Origin of the sequence: Pseudarcicella hirudinis (assembly GCF_900115665.1) — a bacterium.
Taxonomy (GTDB): domain Bacteria; phylum Bacteroidota; class Bacteroidia; order Cytophagales; family Spirosomataceae; genus Pseudarcicella; species Pseudarcicella hirudinis.
Genome location: NZ_FOXH01000008.1, coordinates 99155 through 117911, shown reverse-complemented (window position 1 = coordinate 117911; position 18757 = coordinate 99155). Strand labels below are relative to the sequence as shown.

Annotated in this window: 21 protein-coding genes; 9 read left to right on the top strand and 12 right to left on the bottom strand. The window is 38.5% G+C overall.

Going from position 1 to position 18757, the window contains the following annotated elements:
* Positions 1–21: 21 nt before the first annotated feature.
* The gene (locus BM179_RS14850) at positions 22–1986 is read left to right on the top strand and encodes a patatin-like phospholipase family protein (RefSeq protein ID WP_092017934.1); all 1965 of its coding nucleotides are present in this window, start codon (positions 22–24) and stop codon (positions 1984–1986) included.
* 124 nt (positions 1987–2110) lie between these two features.
* Here BM179_RS14850 and BM179_RS14845 read toward each other — a convergent pair whose 3' ends face one another.
* The 3 genes from BM179_RS14845 to BM179_RS14835 all read right to left on the bottom strand — a co-directional run bounded on the left by BM179_RS14845 (position 2111) and on the right by BM179_RS14835 (position 4988).
* Positions 2111–3106, bottom strand: a complete 996-nt coding sequence (locus tag BM179_RS14845) for an aldo/keto reductase (protein WP_092017933.1) — start codon at positions 3104–3106, stop codon at positions 2111–2113.
* A gap of 79 nt (positions 3107–3185) precedes the next feature.
* A complete protein-coding gene (locus tag BM179_RS14840) occupies positions 3186–4469 on the bottom strand; it encodes a PQQ-dependent sugar dehydrogenase (protein ID WP_092017932.1) in 1284 nt (427 codons plus the stop codon).
* A gap of 207 nt (positions 4470–4676) precedes the next feature.
* Positions 4677–4988, bottom strand: coding sequence for a winged helix-turn-helix transcriptional regulator (locus BM179_RS14835; protein WP_092018036.1), 312 nt, complete (start codon positions 4986–4988; stop codon positions 4677–4679).
* Between the two features lie 125 nt (positions 4989–5113).
* Here BM179_RS14835 and BM179_RS14830 point away from each other — a divergent pair, with 125 nt between their 5' ends.
* The 3 genes from BM179_RS14830 (at position 5114) to BM179_RS14815 (ending at position 8760) form a co-directional block, all read left to right on the top strand.
* Positions 5114–6031, top strand: coding sequence for a ClpXP adapter SpxH family protein (locus BM179_RS14830; protein WP_092018035.1), 918 nt, complete (start codon positions 5114–5116; stop codon positions 6029–6031).
* 428 nt (positions 6032–6459) lie between these two features.
* The gene (locus tag BM179_RS14820) at positions 6460–8085 is read left to right on the top strand and encodes a M28 family metallopeptidase (RefSeq protein WP_092017930.1); all 1626 of its coding nucleotides are present in this window, start codon (positions 6460–6462) and stop codon (positions 8083–8085) included.
* A 54-nt stretch (positions 8086–8139) separates the two neighbouring features.
* Positions 8140–8760: a YdeI/OmpD-associated family protein gene (locus tag BM179_RS14815; RefSeq protein ID WP_092017929.1), complete on the top strand. Its 621-nt coding sequence runs from the start codon at positions 8140–8142 to the stop codon at positions 8758–8760.
* Between the two features lie 56 nt (positions 8761–8816).
* Here BM179_RS14815 and BM179_RS14810 read toward each other — a convergent pair whose 3' ends face one another.
* Both BM179_RS14810 and BM179_RS14805 read right to left on the bottom strand, forming a co-directional pair.
* Positions 8817–9605: a DUF3050 domain-containing protein gene (locus BM179_RS14810; RefSeq protein WP_092017928.1), complete on the bottom strand. Its 789-nt coding sequence runs from the start codon at positions 9603–9605 to the stop codon at positions 8817–8819.
* Between the two features lie 156 nt (positions 9606–9761).
* Positions 9762–10193, bottom strand: a complete 432-nt coding sequence (locus BM179_RS14805; RefSeq protein ID WP_092017927.1) for a nuclease A inhibitor family protein — start codon at positions 10191–10193, stop codon at positions 9762–9764.
* Positions 10194–10296: 103 nt separating this feature from the next.
* Between BM179_RS14805 and BM179_RS14800 the strand changes: the two genes are divergently transcribed.
* Both BM179_RS14800 and BM179_RS14795 read left to right on the top strand, forming a co-directional pair.
* Positions 10297–10818 carry a DUF937 domain-containing protein gene (locus BM179_RS14800; RefSeq protein ID WP_092017926.1) on the top strand — a complete coding sequence of 174 codons (522 nt, stop codon included), beginning with the start codon at positions 10297–10299 and terminating at the stop codon, positions 10816–10818.
* 99 nt (positions 10819–10917) lie between these two features.
* Positions 10918–12069, top strand: coding sequence for a cysteine desulfurase family protein (locus tag BM179_RS14795; protein WP_092018034.1), 1152 nt, complete (start codon positions 10918–10920; stop codon positions 12067–12069).
* A gap of 52 nt (positions 12070–12121) precedes the next feature.
* On the opposite strand, the gene BM179_RS14790 is transcribed toward BM179_RS14795, so the two are convergent.
* Entirely contained in the window at positions 12122–12463 is a 342-nt protein-coding gene (locus BM179_RS14790) for a winged helix-turn-helix domain-containing protein (RefSeq protein WP_310586953.1), read from the bottom strand.
* A gap of 34 nt (positions 12464–12497) precedes the next feature.
* Here BM179_RS14790 and BM179_RS14785 point away from each other — a divergent pair, with 34 nt between their 5' ends.
* The 3 genes from BM179_RS14785 to BM179_RS14775 are packed head-to-tail and all read left to right on the top strand — an operon-like array spanning position 12498 to position 15019.
* Positions 12498–13235 carry a sulfite exporter TauE/SafE family protein gene (locus tag BM179_RS14785; protein ID WP_092017925.1) on the top strand — a complete coding sequence of 246 codons (738 nt, stop codon included), beginning with the start codon at positions 12498–12500 and terminating at the stop codon, positions 13233–13235.
* A 59-nt stretch (positions 13236–13294) separates the two neighbouring features.
* Complete coding sequence (locus BM179_RS14780; RefSeq protein WP_092017924.1) at positions 13295–13852, top strand: NUDIX hydrolase; 558 nt, start codon at positions 13295–13297, stop codon at positions 13850–13852.
* A 57-nt stretch (positions 13853–13909) separates the two neighbouring features.
* Complete coding sequence (locus BM179_RS14775) at positions 13910–15019, top strand: XdhC family protein (protein ID WP_092017923.1); 1110 nt, start codon at positions 13910–13912, stop codon at positions 15017–15019.
* Positions 15020–15060: 41 nt separating this feature from the next.
* On the opposite strand, the gene rplT is transcribed toward BM179_RS14775, so the two are convergent.
* From rplT to BM179_RS14745, 6 genes are all read right to left on the bottom strand, one after another.
* Positions 15061–15405, bottom strand: coding sequence for a 50S ribosomal protein L20 (gene rplT / locus BM179_RS14770; protein WP_092017922.1), 345 nt, complete (start codon positions 15403–15405; stop codon positions 15061–15063).
* A gap of 120 nt (positions 15406–15525) precedes the next feature.
* A complete protein-coding gene (gene rpmI, locus BM179_RS14765; RefSeq protein WP_092017921.1) occupies positions 15526–15720 on the bottom strand; it encodes a 50S ribosomal protein L35 in 195 nt (64 codons plus the stop codon).
* Between the two features lie 214 nt (positions 15721–15934).
* Positions 15935–16474 carry an RNA polymerase sigma factor gene (locus BM179_RS14760; RefSeq protein WP_229632955.1) on the bottom strand — a complete coding sequence of 180 codons (540 nt, stop codon included), beginning with the start codon at positions 16472–16474 and terminating at the stop codon, positions 15935–15937.
* Positions 16475–16559: 85 nt separating this feature from the next.
* Complete coding sequence (locus BM179_RS14755) at positions 16560–16862, bottom strand: hypothetical protein (RefSeq protein ID WP_092017919.1); 303 nt, start codon at positions 16860–16862, stop codon at positions 16560–16562.
* A 281-nt stretch (positions 16863–17143) separates the two neighbouring features.
* Positions 17144–18238 carry an efflux RND transporter periplasmic adaptor subunit gene (locus BM179_RS14750; RefSeq protein WP_092017918.1) on the bottom strand — a complete coding sequence of 365 codons (1095 nt, stop codon included), beginning with the start codon at positions 18236–18238 and terminating at the stop codon, positions 17144–17146.
* A 176-nt stretch (positions 18239–18414) separates the two neighbouring features.
* The gene (locus BM179_RS14745; RefSeq protein ID WP_092017917.1) at positions 18415–18732 is read right to left on the bottom strand and encodes a hypothetical protein; all 318 of its coding nucleotides are present in this window, start codon (positions 18730–18732) and stop codon (positions 18415–18417) included.
* Positions 18733–18757 lie beyond the last annotated feature (25 nt).

Genomic DNA, 18757 nt, shown 5'->3' with positions numbered 1-18757 from the left:
ACCACCAAAAGCCGAAAAACTATGAATACCGAACCGGAAACAGAGAATTCCTACAGGAAAAGTTATCAGTTACCTTCTCTGGAAACACCTTTTGAAAACATTGCACTTTCTATCTCTGGCGGAGGATTCCGTGCAGCTTCCTATGGGCTGGGCGTAATTTCTTACCTTAATCAGGTTAAATTGAATGATAAGGCTCAAACTCCTTTGTTAAAGAAAGTCACTTATATCAGTTCTACATCAGGAGGAACCATCACCAATGCTACTTATGCACTTTCAACCGCTAAAGGAGAATCTTTTGAGGAATTTTACCGGAAACTCTTCCGGAACCTGAAAGCTACCAGTTTATTGGAGATTGTCCTGCAGAAACTCAATGACAGCAAAGATATCGGTTGGACAGAACGCCCGGAAAAATCAAGAAATCTGATTAATGCTTTCGCTTTAACCTATGATGAGGAACTTTTCGGATACGGGAAATTGGGTGATCTTAAAACCGGAAAATCTCACCTGGATGAAGTTTGCTTTAATACAACCGATTTCTACAGGGGCTTGCTTTTCAGGCAATGTGTGAAATTAAAGGAAGATGACAAGATTGACAAAGGATTTTTATATGGCAATTTTATCGTTAATCTGAAACATAAAGCAGCAGAAGGTTTAAAACTGGCAGATTTACTGGCGGCCTCTTCCTGTTTTCCGGGAGGGTTCGAGCCGATTGTTTTTCCGGAGGATTTTACTTATCCCCGTCTTTCGAATGAAGAAATACTTGAAAATCTTCATGTAGAGCTAACCGAGCTAAAACAGGAAGAACTCAGATTACTTTACAATCAATATGATATTGACCATGTAATAAAAAATAAATCCTACGATCCCCTTAAACTGAAAAAAATATTACAGACCCTGAGACTCAGGAAGGAATTTAAATTCGGGATGATGGACGGAGGAACTACCGATAATCAGGGAATAGAAAGCCTTATTGTTGCCAATGAAAGGAGATTAAGGGGAGAAACTAAATTCAAACCTTTTGATTTTATGATGATAAATGACGTAGCAAGTCATTTTATGACTCCCTACACTTTTCCGGAAGAAGAGCCCGGGAAATGGAGTCTGCTTGATCTGAATATTAAACAGATCGGTGGTTTTGCCTTAGTTGTAACTTTGCTGTCAGTTGCCGGTTTAACCTATAGTTTTGAATTGAAGAGTAGCCCGTCTGAGGCTCTGATTTATTATATTGTCAGTACGTTTTTTCTGATTCCTTCTGTGGGAGTATTGTTATTATTTTTATTGGTAAAAAATAAAGTGGACAGCAGTATAAATAACACTGATGGAATCGATTTGCAAAGGAATTTTCCGCAGGATATTGTGGGCAGGCTGTCAAAAAGTTTCAGTTCAACACCTTTGAAAATTCTGATTAAGATGCTGAAAGAGCGGTTTAATTCTGTTTTAACATTGAATGTTGATGTGTTTCTTAAACGCATAAGGTTCCTGTTACTAAATGAATTATTTGAGGAAAAACACTGGAAATTCAGGGTAAAAGCCAATAATATTTATGACCTTTCTTTTTCTAATGATACAAACAGACTTACCAATGTTCCTGCTAATCCCCCTGAGTTATTACCAAGCCGGGAAATGCAGATTGTTGCCCAGCGCGCATTTGAAATGCCCACTACCTTATGGTTCGACAAAAAGCAGGTGAACGAGTATGAACAGTCTGCGGTTATTGCCTGTGGTCATTTTACAACTTGTTATAACCTGCTGATTTATATATTCCGGCTGAAAGAAAATGCTGCTTTTACGCATCTTTCACCGGAATACCAGCAAAGAGTAAATGATCTCGAGATTGGATTGAAAGGGGATTATGAGAAATTTAAGGCAGATCCTTTGTGGTTGTACAACCAGCTCGGACTGGAATATAAGATTCCGGATTTTAAAGTAACAGCGGCTTCCGATTTTAAAATGCTGAAGGATTTTGAGAAGTATAGATTTAAGTAATTTTTAGCATAAAAGCAGGCCTTGTATAGATCATATATCTTTACAAAGCCTGCTTTTAAAGTTTTCCGGCCATTAAAAAAGGCATGAAACCTTTATGATTCAGTACTTCCCGGCCTGAAAATGCTTACAAAGCAAGAGTCAACTGGCTAAGATGCTGAGAAATCAAAGCAATTTCATCCTTACTTAATTTTACCTCTGATGCTTTTGCATTCTGTATAGCCTGTGCAGCATTTCGGGCACCTGTTAATGCAATGGTAATTCCTGGTTGTTCGATGGTCCAGCGGAGTACTAACTGACCCAGACTCGCATTTTTCTCGTCTGCCAGCGGTTTGATTTTACTGAGAAAATCATTTATTCTTCTGAGGTTTTCATCTTTGAAAAAAGGTAGTGATGCTCTGTGATCTCCTTCCTGAAATGAATGTCCCGGTAACATTTTTCCGGTTAATAAACCCCTTTCCAAAGGGCTGTAGGCAAGAATCGATTTTTGATTTTCAAGGCAATAGGGAACGACTTCTTTTTCAATACCTCTTTTAACCATGCTATACGGTACTTGATTTGAGGCAAGCGAAATATACTTTTCGGCTTCTTTCATCTGAGTGGCACTGTAATTGCAGACAGCGGCCTGTCTGACTTTACCCTCCTTTATTAACTGAGCCACAGTCTCCATTGTTTCTTCAATAGGAGTAGTTGAATCAGGCCAGTGAATCTGGTATAAATCGATATAATCAGTGCCTAAGCGTTTCAGGCTATCCTCGCATTCCCTGATGATGCTTTCTTTCGCCGCATATTTATAGATATCAATGGGTTTTCCGGAATTGTCAAAACTCTTAAAGCCAAAATCTCCTTTGACAAGATCCCAGCGCATGCCAAATTTGGTCAGAATCTGCACTTTATCTCTTGGAAGACCTTTTATGGCTTCACCAACAATTTCTTCACTGCTCCCCTGACCGTAAATGGGAGCGGTATCGATTGAGGTTACACCATAATCATAAGAAACTCTGATTGCTTCAATTGCTTCGCTTCGTTCTGTTCCTCCCCACATCCAGCCTCCTGCCGCCCATGCTCCAAAAGTAATTACCGATACTTCAAGGTCTGATGTTCCTAATTTTCTGTATTCCATGAGAATTTCAATGTTAGAGCTGTGTTTTTAAATAAATGCATTTACAGATAAAATTTCGTTTCTGCGTTCCGGAATTTTATCATTTTCTTTTCTTATAACTAATCCTGAAGATTGTTCCGTTCAGGTCATCCGTTACATATAGCGCTCCGTCAGGTCCCTGGGCAAGTCCGCAGGGACGGTGTCCGATCGGCCCCGTTGGCTTTGCCAGATCCGTTCCGGCAAAATTATCAGCAAAAATCTCCCATTTGCCTGAAGGTTTATTATTGACAAATGGCACGAAAGCAACCAAATAACCTTTGTGAAGTTCCGGAGACTGGCCGTGAAAGGCAATAAATGCTCCGTTTCTGTATTTTTCCGGAAACATTTTACCTGTATAAAATAACAAGGCATTTGGCCCTAAATGAGCAGGAAAAGCCACAACAGGGTTTAATGCTTTTTCTTCTCCGGTTTTTATGCCATCTCCTCCATATTCAGGTGCAAGAATTTTCTTTTTCTGAAATTGATCGTAATAAATATAAGGCCAGCCCGCATTGTCGCCCTGATGTAATTCATACAAAGTTTCGGCAGGAAGTTCAGCACTCTGTTTAGCTGTATAATATTGAGGATAAAAATCATGAAACTGCCCTCTTCCATGCTGTGTTGCAAATAAAGAGTTGGTATGATAATTCCAGGCAATACCTACCGAATTTTTCAGTCCTGTGGCATAACGGATCCCGTCGGCAAAAGTCTGATTTAGTTTCTCTGAATTAAATTTCCAGATACCACCCGCAGAATCCAGAATAGAGCATGGGTTCATGCCTTTTCCGCTGCCGGCTTCTCTGCATGGGTCATTATAGGAACCTATCGTTACATAAATATTCGACTGTTTATCTACAGCTAATGGCTTGGCATTGTCACGTCCTTTGTCCACTAAACCACCTACGATTTTCTCAGGCTGATCGAAATTGATAACTTCTTCATTCGCATTCAATTTATAGCGATATACCGCACTATTTGAAGAAGTGTACAAATATCCGTTGCTGATGTAAATGCCTGTGCCCGGATAATCTCCGAACAGTTTTGTATCATCAATTACACCGTCTTTATCGGTATCTCGTAGCAAATAGATCCCTTTTCCATCTTTTAATTTTGATAATTTCACATATAAATCACCTTTTTTTGAGATCGCTATATGTCTGGTAGCTCCAAGATCCGAGGCAATAATACTGGCAGAAAATCCTGCCGGAAGTTTGATGTTTTTTGCTGATGTATTAACCTTTTGACCTTTTACAGGAGGTTTTACGGGATTATAAAAAGCAGGAGATTCTTGGGTTAAAGCTAAAGTTACCAGAAGACAGGCTAACCGGATAAATTTATTTTTCATACAAATAATCAAAGTTAAATAAGGTTAATTTATAAAGAAAAGGGTGTTCTGTAATTGTATTAAAACGCACTTGCGACTGAACTTAATGTTTACGACGCAAAGATAGAAGTATTGGATTTACTCCTACCATGACTTGTAATATGCCGTGGGACATAAGGCTCTGAACGGAAAAAGGAGCGGGTTAAAAAGATTTTAAAGGAAATAATACTATAATAAGCCTTCCAACTGCCGGAATACTGCGACCAGAGATTTTCCTCTTTCAGACAAAACGTACTCTATATGCAGGGGCTTTAACTGAATAACTGTCTTTTCCAGTAAACCTTCACTTTCAAGCTCTTTTAAGGCTACAGACAGGCTTTGTCTGTTAGACCCCTGAATCTGACGAAGTAAAGAATTAAATCTTAAAGGGCTTTCAAGGGCTAAACGGAAAATCTGAGGTTTCCATTTACCTGATAATTGTTTTAAAAGTCCCTCTGCCGGACAACCTTCTTCACTTTTTGGGTTTTTTGGGGTAGTCATCTTTTTCTGACTTATTGTGGCTTTATTTTCTTTGTCGCAAATTTGCAAACAATCGTTCAAATCCTGTCCTGATGAATGATAGTTTTATGTCCTTTGCAGATATGAGAAATAAACAGATCCTGAAAATGAATAAAGTGACAATGGAAAATCCAATGATATGTGATATTGAAAAAGGCATTTGTGGCGTAAATGACTCGGTGGAGCTCTCAGGTTTTGAGGACATTAATGCCAGACAGAAACCCGTTCGTATTGTTTATTTCACAGACCCTATCTGTTCTTCCTGCTGGGGAATCGAACCGCAGTTAAGAAAGTTAAAGCTTGAATATGGAAATAATGTTGAGATAGAATATCGTATGGGAGGACTATTACCTTCCTGGAATATTTATAACAGCGGAGGTATCAGTAAACCTTCCGACGTAGCAAGTCATTGGGATGAAGTAAGTGAGCATTATGAAATGCCTATAGATGGTGATGTATGGTTAGAAGATCCGTTGTCTTCCTCGTATCCTCCTTCGATAGCCTTCAAAGCTGCTCAGCTGCAAGGGGATAAGCTTGCTTTAGCATTTTTACGCCGGATTCGTGAAATGGTATTTATGGAGAAGAAGAATATTGCGAAATCGGAGCATATTTTGCAGGCTGTGGCTGAAGTTGGACTGGACAGCGAACAATTTAAACAAGATTTTGAGGGGAAAGCAAATCAACTTTTTCAGGAAGATCTGGATTTAGCCAAAAAGCTTGGTGTTAGAGGGTTTCCGACTTTGTTTTTTTCAAATCAGGAGAATAATCGCCTTATGCTTTATGGTGTTAAACCCTACAGTGAGTTTGAACTTTTCGTTCGGACTCTTTTCCCGAAGGCTGTAAAAAATGAGCTTACAATTAACCCGGAGACATTATTCAGTTATTTCCCCAGCTTAACAACAAAGGAATATTCAGTGTTGAGTAACATAACCAAACAGGAAGCGGAGACAGTGCTAAGCGAACTGTTTAACCAGCATAAATTGCATAAAATAACATCAAAAAACGGAATACTGTGGGTTAAGTAAGATAAGGTTTTTTGTTCTTGCATTTACATTTTGTTCTACACCCGATTTTGTTTGTATTATATTACAGGTAGAAAGGTATTTCGTTTGGTCTTATCTCTAATATTCAGGTCTTACTTCTACCTGTAATTACTAAAAAGTTTCAACTCTCCTCTGTTTTTCCAGGCAGGCCAGGGGAATCTTCACGGATAAGGTATTATTCTTGTCTTTCCCATTGTGCGCTCCATGATTTTTAAATTTCCCTTCAGAATATTTTCCGCAGTTTACCCGTAGGAATAGATTGGCTTTGAATAAGCTTACCGGATTGATTATGCCTTTTATGGATTGATTTCGGGAAGATTGTTTCAAAAAAGTAAATATGTTTTAACTTGCCGTAAAAAATAAATGAATTTGAGTGCCTAAACCACAGCAGTCAGCAAACTAATAATAAAATGAAAAAGAATACAATTAAATTAATAGCGGCCGGCCTGATGAGTTTTGCAGGAATAGGACAGGGCCTTGCGCAGGAAACGATCAGTGGACAACATTTAGCCAGGCATATTGAGGTTTTGGCCTCAGATGAATTTGAAGGGCGCAAGCCTTTTACTTCAGGAGAAGTAAAAACCATTAATTATCTGAAACAGTCTTATGAAAAATTGGGATTAAAACCAGGAAACGGGAAAAGCTATTTTCAGAAGGTTCCGATGGTAGAAATATTTTCCAAAGCGAAAGGACAATTGCATATAAAAGGTAAAAACGGAAATCTTGCCTTTAACTTTTTAGACGATTTTGTGGCGGCAACCCGTCGGGTTCAGGAAGATATCAGCATTAAGGATTCACCGTTGGTTTTTGCAGGGTTTGGTATTGTAGCACCGGAATATCAGTGGAATGATTATGCCGGATTGAATGTGAAAGGCAAAACGGTTGTGGTAATGGTAAACGATCCCGGTTTTTATGATCCGGCTTTGTTTAAAGGCAAAAGGATGACTTACTACGGTCGCTGGACTTATAAATTTGAGGAGGCAGCCAGACAGGGAGCTACCGGAATAATTATTGTGCATGATACCAAAGCAGCCAGTTACGGATGGCCGGTGGTAAGAAGTGGCTGGTCGAAATCTAAATTGTATTTGCAAAGACCTGATAATAATAAATCCCGTGCAGCCATTGAAGGCTGGATTTCTGCGGAAACGGCCTCTAAAGTATTCAAATTGGCAGGATTTTCAGATGATTTACTTGAAACGGCTAAGAAAAAAGGTTTTAAACCTGTGAATCTCGGCCTTACAGCTTCTCTTTCGCTTCATAATGCGATAAAAAAATCAATTTCCAATAATGTTGCGGCACTTTTACCCGGAACAACCAAAGCTGATGAAGTAATTATCTACTCAGCACATTGGGATCATTTCGGAAAGGGAGAAGCTATTAAAGGAGATTCAATTTATAATGGTGCGGCAGATAATGCTTCCGGAACGGCAGCAGTTCTTGCCATTGCCGAAGCCTTTACGAATCTTAAAAAGAAGCCTGCCCGATCGATTTTGTTTTTGTCGGTGACAGGCGAGGAGCAGGGACTTCTGGGTTCGGAGTATTATGCAACGCATCCGATTTTTCCCTTAGGTAAAACCGTTGCTGATATCAATCTGGATGTATTACAGCCTTTCGGGAAAATGAAAGATGTAATAGTAATGGGTTACGGACAATCGGAGTTGGATGATTATGCCAAAGAGGCCGCAGCTCAGCAGGGACGCATCGTCAGAGGAGAACCGGATGCTTCGGGCGGATGGTATTTCAGATCAGACCATTTTAATTTTGCAAAAGTAGGTATTCCGGCACTTTATATCGAAAACGGAACACAATCTCTGGAAGATGGTGAAGAATGGGGAAATGCCAAGAAAGAAGATTATAATAAAAACAGATATCATTCTCCTTTTGATGAATACAGTCCTCATTGGGATATGTCTGGAATTGTTGAAGATGCCACCCTCTTATTCAATATCGGAAACAGGCTGAGCAATGAAACTACTTTTCCTAAATGGAAAAAAGGTTCAGAGTTTAAAGCAATCAGGGAAAAATATAAGAAGTAAGGAAATTTGATTGATTCGGGCTTTTAAATAATTTTCACCAAAAATTGTATGCATATGCCGAAGTTTGATACCAGAATTGACGAATACATTGTGAAATCTGCGGATTTTGCCCAACCTGTTCTTATACATTTAAGAGAACTCATTCATGATACCTGTCCCGATGTGCAGGAAACCATGAAATGGAGTTTCCCGCATTTTGAATATGCAGGCAGTATTTTGTGCAGTATGGCCGCTTTTAAACAGCATTGTGCTTTCGGATTCTGGTTAGGTTCATTGTTAAAAGATAATAACGGAATTTTATCTGCAGTCGGAGAAAAAACTGCTATGGGGCACCTGGGACAGATTAAGACTCTTGAAGATTTACCTGAGGATAAAGTTCTTGCTGAATATATCAGACAAGCTATGATTCTTAATGAAAAAGGAATAAAACTACCTAAGAAAGCCATTCCCGCAACGCCTAAAGAGTTGATTATTCCTGATTATCTGCTGGAAGCTTTGGAGGATAATCCCATTGCTCAGGAGCATTTTGAAAGGTTTAGTTATTCGAATAAAAAAGAATATGTTGACTGGTTAACAGATGCAAAGACTGAAACTACCCGGGCGTCGAGACTGGCTACGACAATTGAATGGCTTGATGAAGGGAAAGTAAGAAACTGGAAATATCTCAAATGCTGAGGGTTTACGCATAAAGCAAGAGGATTTGAACTAAACTGTCAAATCCTCTTGCTTTTTTAAGCCTCTATCGTTGCTAAATCCTTGATTTTTTCTGCAATTCCATCCCAGAGTTTTTGTCGGACTTCCAGGGCTTTTTGAGAAAATGCTGCGGCTTCTTCCCATTTCTGGGCATCTTCCCCGCACAAGTCTTCAACCATTTGAATAGCAAGGTGACTGTGATGATCTCCGTCAACCTCAATATGTCTTTCCAGATAATAATTGAAAACTGATATTTTTTCCGGTATTTCCCTGTTCAGATCTTTAACCATTGATACAAACATATCAGGAATCAGATCCTCTCTTCCGAAAGTGAAAACGGCCGCCTGAATATGCGGTTTCCCGCTATTAATGATTTCAAAGGTAAAATCCACAAATTGCTTTACACTGTCTGAAGCATTTGTCTGAATCAGGGCTTCCGATACTGAAACCTTTTTGTTCAGAAGGGTTAAAAAGTTTTCCATCTGGCTGCAATCAGTTCCCGCCTGACGCATAGCATTGAGGTAAATTTCAAAATGACTTAATCTGTTACCATCCTGATCTACATCACTTTCTTCTCCGTTTACAATTTCATTAATCAGATAACGTGTATCAGCATTTCCAACCGGAATCCAGGGGATTTCAACGCAGGTAAGATTCCTTTGAAGAACCTTAAGTAAAGACATAAAGTCCCAAACCGCAAAAACATGATGCTGCATGAAAATCTGTAAATGTTCCAGCTGGTGAATTTGTTGGTAAACAGGATGCTCGGTTAATGTCTGACGTGTTTGACTGATAGAAGCTTGTATTTGGGCAATTTGTTGTTTCATGATACAAAATTATATGATTTATTTCTAAAACTCCTGAAACAGGAGAAAGTTTAATCATTGCAGCCGAAAATGCCAGGCAAGTCGTATTTATCGGAACCGGAGCGTGAAATGTTATCTGTTTTTACAGGAATTGGTTTGCAGGTAAAACAGTGTTTTTTAAGTTTCAATTAATAGAGTTTTAATACCTGCAAGTGTATTTTGTGGAGTCTTACCAATAACATAAACCGTTACTTCTGTTTCTCCCACTCTGAGTACTTCTGTTTCTTTCAGATTTTCAAGTAAAAGCTGCTGTAAACTTTTAGCTTTTTCAACTTGTTTAAGGTCAGATTCGTCAAAATAATCCTCTATTTTTAAAAGAGGTTTGAAGAAATCACTGATCTCAATATGCTGAATCAGGGTTTCTATTCTGATTCCTAAGAATTGCCGGAATGTGAGAAGAGGAATCCTTTCTTTTTCAATTGTAAGCTCAAATTCAACGTATTCTAATGGTTCATCAGACTCACTTGGATAATAGAGGCCTTCAATTAAAGATAAAATTTTAGTTTTTAAGTCAGGAGTTTGTGACTTAGAATATGGGTTCTCCGTCATACATGAAATTTTTTTTTAAATAGGCTTGAATTTAAAAAAAGTATTAGATAAAATTTATACCTTTCGCTTAAAATTTAAGTCTTTATCCAAAATAAATACAACCATGTTAGAACAATTAATGGGTCTTATTCAGGACCATTCTCAAGACGCAATTGTAAACAATCCTGCGATTCCGAATCAACACAATGATTCAGCAATGCAAACAATTTTAGGTGCGATTACCGGAGGTTTACAACAACAGGCTCAAGGTGGTCAAGGTGGTTTAAGTAATGTTATTGGGTTATTGGGTGGACAAGGTGGTCAGGCTGGATCAGGAATCTTATCAAATCCTCTTGTTTCAGGTATTGCACAGAATGCTATCGGCGGATTAATGCAGAAATTCGGACTGGATTCAAGCGCTGCTTCCGGCATTGTTTCGCAAGTACTTCCGGGTGTCATGAACTCGCTGATCACTAAAACAAATGATCCTAATGACAATAGTTTTGACATGGGTACAATCATGAATGTTTTGGGTGACGGTAAAATTGACATGAATGATGTTTCTACCATCGCCGGAAAATTCATGGGTGGAGGACAGCAGGGAGGCCTTGGAGGCTTACTGGGAGGCCTTTTCGGAGGAAAATAATACTTGATATAATTGGGGAATGAACAAATTCTCCAAAAAAATGATTTAAAAGGTGAGCAGTTATGCTTGCCTTTTTTTATTTTTCCGGCATCTTTGACTATGAATTTCCCGATTTATCTTGATTATAATGCCACCACACCTGTTGACCAGCAGGTGCTGGAAGAAATGCTACCGTATTTTTCAACACATTTTGGAAACGCTGCCTCACGTACCCACTTCTACGGATGGAAGGCCGCCGAAGCCATTGCGCTTGCCCGGGAGCGTGTTGCCGCATTAATTGGGGCTGATGATAAAGAAATTATCTTTACCAGCGGTTCTACTGAAGCAAATAATCTGGCGCTTAAAGGTATTTTTGAGTTAAATCAAGTCAAAGGAAAACATATTATTACGGTGCAGACTGAGCATAAAGCAATTCTGGATGTATGTAAACACCTTGAGAAAGCCGGGGCAAAGATTACTTATCTAAAGCCTGATTCTGAAGGATTGGTTACTGCCAGTGAGCTGGAAAATGCAATCCGAACTGACACGATTCTGGTAACTATCATGCATTCGAATAATGAAACCGGAGTTATTTTGCCGATTGCTGAAATGGCAGAAGTTACCCGAAAATATGGAATTCCTTTTCATACAGATGCTACTCAGTCGATCGGGAAAGTCCCTTTTGATGTAAATAAAGAAGAAATAGATTTGATGAGTTTGTCTGCCCATAAATTTTACGGACCTAAAGGGATTGGGGTTTTATTTGTCAGAAAAAATTATCAGGTTGCAAAACTGGTTGCTCAGATGGATGGCGGAAGTCATGAAAGAGGTTTGCGTTCTGGTACTTTAAACGTACCGGGAATCGTTGGGTTGGGAAAGGCTTCAGAACTTGCCATAAATGTTATGGAAGGGGAGCAGTTAAGAATCTCCGGGTTGAGAAATCAGTTGGAAGGGAGAATCCTGAGTGAAATTTCGGGCACTTCGTTAAATGGAAATAAGGAAAGAAGACTGCCGAACGTGAGTAATATCTCCTTTGCAGACCTCGATGGGGAACAATTACTTTTGAATCTCAGGCATCTTGCGGTATCCAACGGCTCTGCCTGTACCTCTGCTTCAATCAACCCTTCTCATGTGTTAAAAGCCATGGGGCTGAGCGATGAACTGGCGCATTCTTCCATCCGGTTTAGCCTTGGAAAATACACGACAGAGGAGGAAATTAATTTTGCCGTAACGCATCTTGCGGAAGAAGTAAATAAAATAAGAGCCTCATAAATTACAATCGGATTTCTTTACATTTAACGCTATATTTGCAGGGATACAACGTTTAATCAAACAATCTTGAGGTTTCTTCACTGATAAATAACTGGAAACGGGCATGAAGTTCTTTATATTTAGTGACAAATAAACGGCCTTCTTCGGTAAGTGCGGCACCACCGCCTTTTTCACCGCCGGTTTGTGTAGTTACCAGAGGTTTGTCTGATTGGGTATTCATGGATTGAATCAGGTCCCAGGCTCTTTTATAAGACATTTTCATGGCTTTTGCCGCCTGTGAAATAGAACCTGTTTCATCGATATGCTGTAATAATTCCAGTCGTCCTATACCCATAAAGCGTTCTTCTGCTTCTACCCATATTCTACCGTTGACTTTATATTTGATTTTTTCCATACTTTAGCATTTGATTACTGCAAATTTAATTAATATGAGTTCAGAACTAACTATTCTTTTTTTATTAGTCTTAGGAACGGTAGCATTTTTATACTCTTCAGTCGGACATGGCGGGGCGAGCGGATATCTGGCTACCATGGCACTTTTTAGTGTCGAACCATCTCTGATGAAGTCAACTGCATTAATTCTCAATATCTTTGTTTCCTTAATGGCTTTCTACCAGTATTATCGCGGAGGCCATTTTAAATGGAAATTATTTTATCCTTTTGCCCTAGCCAGTATTCCCTTTTCCTTTATCGGGGCAACTATTCCGATTACTGACACCATCTATAAGAAAGTCCTGGCTGCCTGTATTCTGATATCTCTGATTCGATTGCTTTTTCGACCGAAGGATAAACCGGGAGAAAATACGCCTATTCCATTAATAGGTGGTTTAATGGTTGGAGCAGGAATAGGCTTACTTTCCGGAATGCTTGGTATAGGCGGTGGCATTATTTTAAGTCCGGTGATGCTGTTGATGAACTGGGGGAAAATGAAGGAAACGGCTACTGTTTCTGCCTTGTTTATTTTTGTCAACTCTATTTCCGGCCTCATCGGTATGTTTTCTAAAGGGTTTACTCCAAATCCTGAAACATTCTCCTGGCTGATTGTCGCATTTATAGGAGGAATTATCGGCAGTTACCTGGGCAGTAAGAAATTTAATGTGCCAACGCTTCGTTATTTGCTGGCGATCAGTTTGTCAATCGCCTGTCTTAAACTGATATTTACTTAAGACAGAATGACGTATTTCTTATAGTTAAATGAAAGCAATTTTACCTGAATATAACCCTTATGAATGCAGAGTATTTCGACGTATTTGATGCCGGAAACAAGAGTCTGAATTTTATTAAACTGAGAGAGAAAGTTCATCAGTCCGGTGACTGGCACAGAAGCGTGCAGGTTTGGGTTATTAATGAAAAAGCTGAACTTTTGATTAATCTGAGGCATGAAACCAAAGATGTTTTTCCGTCTTTGTGGGACGTTTCTATCGCAGGTCATTTGCAGGTAGGAGAACAATATCATGAAGCTGCGGTTCGTGAAGTGGCTGAGGAAATAGGCCTGAATATTGTTGCATCTGAGCTTAAACAGCTGGATGTTATTTCTGTAGATGGTTTTGATGTTGTAAATGATTTGTATGACCGGGAACATGTTGCTGTTTTTGTGTTAAAAACTACCCGGAAAACGGAAGAATTTAAGATGCAGGAGACGGAAATTTCAATGCTTAAATTTGCGGATTGGGAATTCGTTAAGACGCAGCTCAGGTCAGATACTCCGGAACTTCATTTTATCCCTCTTCAAAAAGTCTCTTTGAGTGTAATGAAAATGATTGAAAATCAGGGATTTGTGTAGTAGATGGTTCTGGAAATAGTAAGAAGGTGCTAAAAGTTATCCGGGTAATTTTATGAAATGAAAGAGATCAAAAGCATTATTGAAGCGTATCAAAAAATAGATTTTTCAAATAATAAAGCCGCTTTGGCTACAGTGGTCAGGGTGGAGGGTTCTTCATATCGAAGAGCCGGAGCTAGGATGCTTGTTTCTGATTCGGGGGAATGGATAGGTGGAATTAGTGGTGGTTGTCTGGAAGGTGATGCCCTTAAAAAGGCAAGATTAGCGATGATAAATGGAAAAGCCTCCCTCGTAACTTATGATACCAGGGATGATGACCCTTATCAGATTGGTGTTGGTTTGGGATGTAACGGAATCATAGATGTTCTGCTGAATCCTTTGGATGTTGAGAATCCGAATAATGCTGTCTCGATTTTAAAAGACTGCCAGAACAGCCGTACGCCTAATACCATACTTACTGTTACTTCGTTAAAAGGTGAAGTTCCCGGAGTTTCTTTGGGGGATTCCTTTCATTTTAATAATGAGCAGGGACTTTCAGAAATATTTACAGAAGATGAACTGAAAAATCCACTGCTGGCGGAAATCAGACATTGTCAGTCGACCGGCAAATCTCAGATCAGGGATTTTACTTTGTCAGACGGTACACAGCTTAGTATTTTTATAGAGATAATTCTGCCTCAGATACATTTGATTCTTTTTGGGGGGAATTACGACATTTATCCTTTCGTAAGACTTGCCAGGGAAGTTGGATGGAAAGTCAGTGTAGTATGCAATCCTTTGAAAGTCCACAGGATGCTGTTTGAATTGGCGGACGCGGTACTACCTAAAGATGCTTCTATTGAGACAGATGATTATACTGTTGCAGTTCTAATGGCTCACGATTATGAAACAGACCTGAGAAATCTGAAATACCTTTTGAAGGGCAATATCCCCTATATCGGAATGCTTGGACCCAGGAAACGGACTGATAAAATGTTTGCGGCGCTGGCAGAAGAAAATAATCCGGTGAAGGAAGAAGATGAAGAAAGAATTTTCAGTCCTGTAGGACTCGACATTGGGGCATCTACCCCTGAAGAAATTGCTATTTCAATTATTGCTGAAATCAGAATGCATTTTGCCAACAGAGAAGGAGGCAGGCTCAAATACCGGAATAAACCGATCTATGAGTAAAATTAAAATGAAAAAGGCGGTGATTAAACCGCCTTTTCAATCTATTTTACTTTTGCTATAACTGCTTTGAATGCTTCCGGGTGGTTCATTGCAAGGTCAGCTAATACTTTTCTGTTCAATTCAACACCTGATTGGTTTAATTTACCCATGAAAACTGAGTAAGATAAACCTTCCTGGCGTGCAGCAGCGTTGATACGTTGGATCCACAAAGAACGAAAATCTCTTTTCTTAACTTTACGGTCACGGTATGCATACTGCAAACCTTTTTCAATTTTGTTTTTGGCAACGGTCCAAACGTTTTTTCCTCTGCCGTAGAAACCCTTAGAGAGTTTCAATATTTTCTTACGTCTCGCTCTGGACGCAACATGGTTGACACTACGTGGCATAATTTTTTTTGTTTTTTGAAAGTTGGCGTCTATTTAACATAGAACTTTAAAAAGCCAGATTTCTGGTTGAACAATAACTGAAAATCAGAGATCGCAAATCGGGGTTCTAATTCAAAAGAATTATAGTACCAACATTAAAGTTACGCGATCCATATCTGATGGATTTACTAAAGTTGCGTGTACTAAATTACGCTTACGTTTAGTAGATTTTTTTGTAAGGATGTGGCTATGAAAAGCGTGTTTACGCTTAATTTTGCCTGATCCTGTAACTTTGAAACGTTTTTTAGCTCCAGAGTTGGTTTTAATTTTTGGCATTTCTGTTAAACGTTAAATTGTGAAAAGTAATAAACGGTTGCCCGTTTTCAGTAAAATAGAGTGCAAAGGTACAAAAAATCTATGTAACTCGTATATAACTTCTAAAGTATTTACTAAAATTTGGAGTTTATATAAAACAAAAATCACTGCTAACAAGCGCCAGCAGTGATTATCATCAGACAAATAGATTACTTTTGAAAAAACGTTTGTTTCATTATGCCGCAATCAGTTCACCGTATCCGGTAATTGGCAAGGCATTGATGAAATTTTCAATTTTATGAACAGCAATTGAATAAGTAGCTTTCAGGGCTCCGACAGAAGTACCGGTTACACGGGCAATGTCTTCATATTTCATCTCCTCAAAATATCTCATATTGAAGACTAAGCGTTGTTTGTCGGGTAACTGCATGATAGCTCTTTGCAATTGAACCTGAATTTCATCAGCGTCAACCGGAGCTTCATCTTCTAATTTATTAGCCAGAACATCTGCATACTCAGAAGCCGGATTTGAGAGCATTCTGTTTTTCTTTTTAAGAAAACTCAGACACTCATTTGTAGCGATACGATAAATCCAGGTATATATTTCTGCCTCTCCTCTGAATGAATCGAGTGCTTCCCAAACCTTTAAAAAAGTGTCTTGCGTTAAATCGTCGGCATCATCGTGGTCAATAACCATACGACGAACATGATAATATATTTTGCGCTGATATTTTTTGACGATTGCCTCAAACGATAGGTTTTTATTAGTTGCCATGACTAAATTATATTTGAAGTTAATCATTACCCGATTTGAAGAATCAGGCAATGGGAAATGTATTAGCTGTGGGAGCTAACAATTTCTATATCAACCAAATACAATTAAGCAGGAATAATTTTTCCCGGGTTGGGTCAAAAGAATCAGAAGTATAATTATGGTAAGTTAACGGTAGATAAGTAACCTGAGGAAAGCTGAACTCTAAAGCTTCAGGAACGATAAACAGCTGAGCAAGCGTATCTGCTTCATCGTCTTCCTCTTCCTGATTGTCCGAATCGAAAGAAGCATAAAGTGAATTTACAACATTGGCAGCAGGGCGCTCGGTTTGTGTAAAAAGATACTTGTGCTTATCGACAGGTCTTGAAAGCTCCTGGGTTCTCAAAGACATAGTAAAACCGTTCCCCCAGGTGAGCAGGAGTATAAACGGTATCACATATTTTTTCAGTAGAGCCTTCACAGGAATTAACTTGCTGACCGGTGGTTTGATGTAATTTTTTCTGAATGGTTTAAATTACTACCGGTGTCTTTCTAAATGATTTACGGCAAAAGTTACAGGTATTTTTTTAAATTTCAATACCTTTTGTTAAAATCTGACAAAAAAATAAAGCTAAAATTTCTGAATCAGCAGAAAAATTAGCTTATTTTATGATTTTTTAATCTTATTTTTAGTTAGTCATTCATGGCTTCATATGCAATGTTCTGATATTTTGTCATAATTGTCTCTCCTTCTTTCAGTCCTTCAGAAACATAGGATTTATTTCCTGTTGTTTTTGTGACTTTAATCCTTCTGGTTTCCATATGACATTTGTCTTTGAAGATCATAACATATGTTCTGTTTCTGTCAGAGATAATCGCATTACTTGGAATCGTAATCATCTTACTGGTCTCATCAGAAATAATTGATGCTACCGCAAACATGTCAGGTTTAAGCAGGTTACGGGGATTCTTCAGGTTTATTCTCACATTCATGGTTCGGGTTGAGGGATCAATAACATTGTTGATTTTATCAATTTTGCCGATGAAAGATTCTCCTGGATAAGCCAGTAATTTTATTTTTGCCTTGTTGCCTAATTTGATCTTCGAAATATCAGTTTCATATACATGTGCTACAATCTGCACTTCTGAAAGGTCGGCGATTCTGAAAAACGGACCTGTCTGTTCAAGATGATATGGCATAGTTTCAGAAATATCCGGATTTTTTTCAAGTACAAAACCCGAAATAGGAGCTTTTAGCGTATAAAGAGATTTATCAATGGAATAAAGGCTTGAAATCGTTTTCGATTTCTGAAGTTCTGATTCTGCTTTCAGTAATTCATTCTCCGCTATGACGATATCTTTCGTGGAAGCAAGACCAGACTTATAAAGGTCCTTCATAACTTTAAGATTCTTTTTAGCTGTCATCAGATTTGACTCTGCTGTGATAATATCGTTTTCTACATCAGCCACATCTGTACTTCTGATTATGGCTAAAGTTTGCCCTTTTTTGACATAATCTCCCAAATCCACCACAATATCTTGAATAATCCCGTTAACCAAGGGCTCAACTTTTACCTCCTTGTTTTCAAAGGAAGCTACTTTGGCTGTCAGATTCAATTCACTTTGAACGATTTCTAAATCGGCTTTTACGGTTTCAAGTTTATTATTTACAGAATCCGGAAGACAGAATTGTTCACGGACCTGTCCATTTTTATTATGCTTTTCAGAATTGCAGCTTTGAAATATTACGAATGATAAAACTGTAAGCAGAAAGATATATTTTTTCATCTGAGTATGTACCTGATTGGTATTGTAAAAAGGATTTTATAAGGATTTTTCTTATTCCGGAAAGGAATAAGCCGACTCTTGTAAAGTATTTCTTATACTGAAGCCTGATTTATAACAGGCTTTTTACCATTAAATTGGTTATAAGAACAGATAAAGTGTCATAAAATAAAGGAAAATCAAATCCTCAGTACATTGATAATCAGGTAGATTTTATGAATGCAGGTGGGTAAAGCGGCAAAAAGTATAGCCCTGGAATAATCCGTTTTCAGAACATTACCCCAAAAAAATACAGAATCTGAATTTTTAGTAAATGCGGGATTCGTACATTTTTCAGGAATTTCTGCTCCGGCAGTATTATGGATAAATTCAGGATTGGGAGTCTCAATTCTCTTCTGATGAGGTTTTCCGAGAGAAAAGGTGGCTATGCCATTTCCGGGATGGAATGTACTTTCCTGAAAAAGCATAATTCCCTTTATACCTGAAAACAGGAACATAAAGGGAATTATATATTTGAATGAC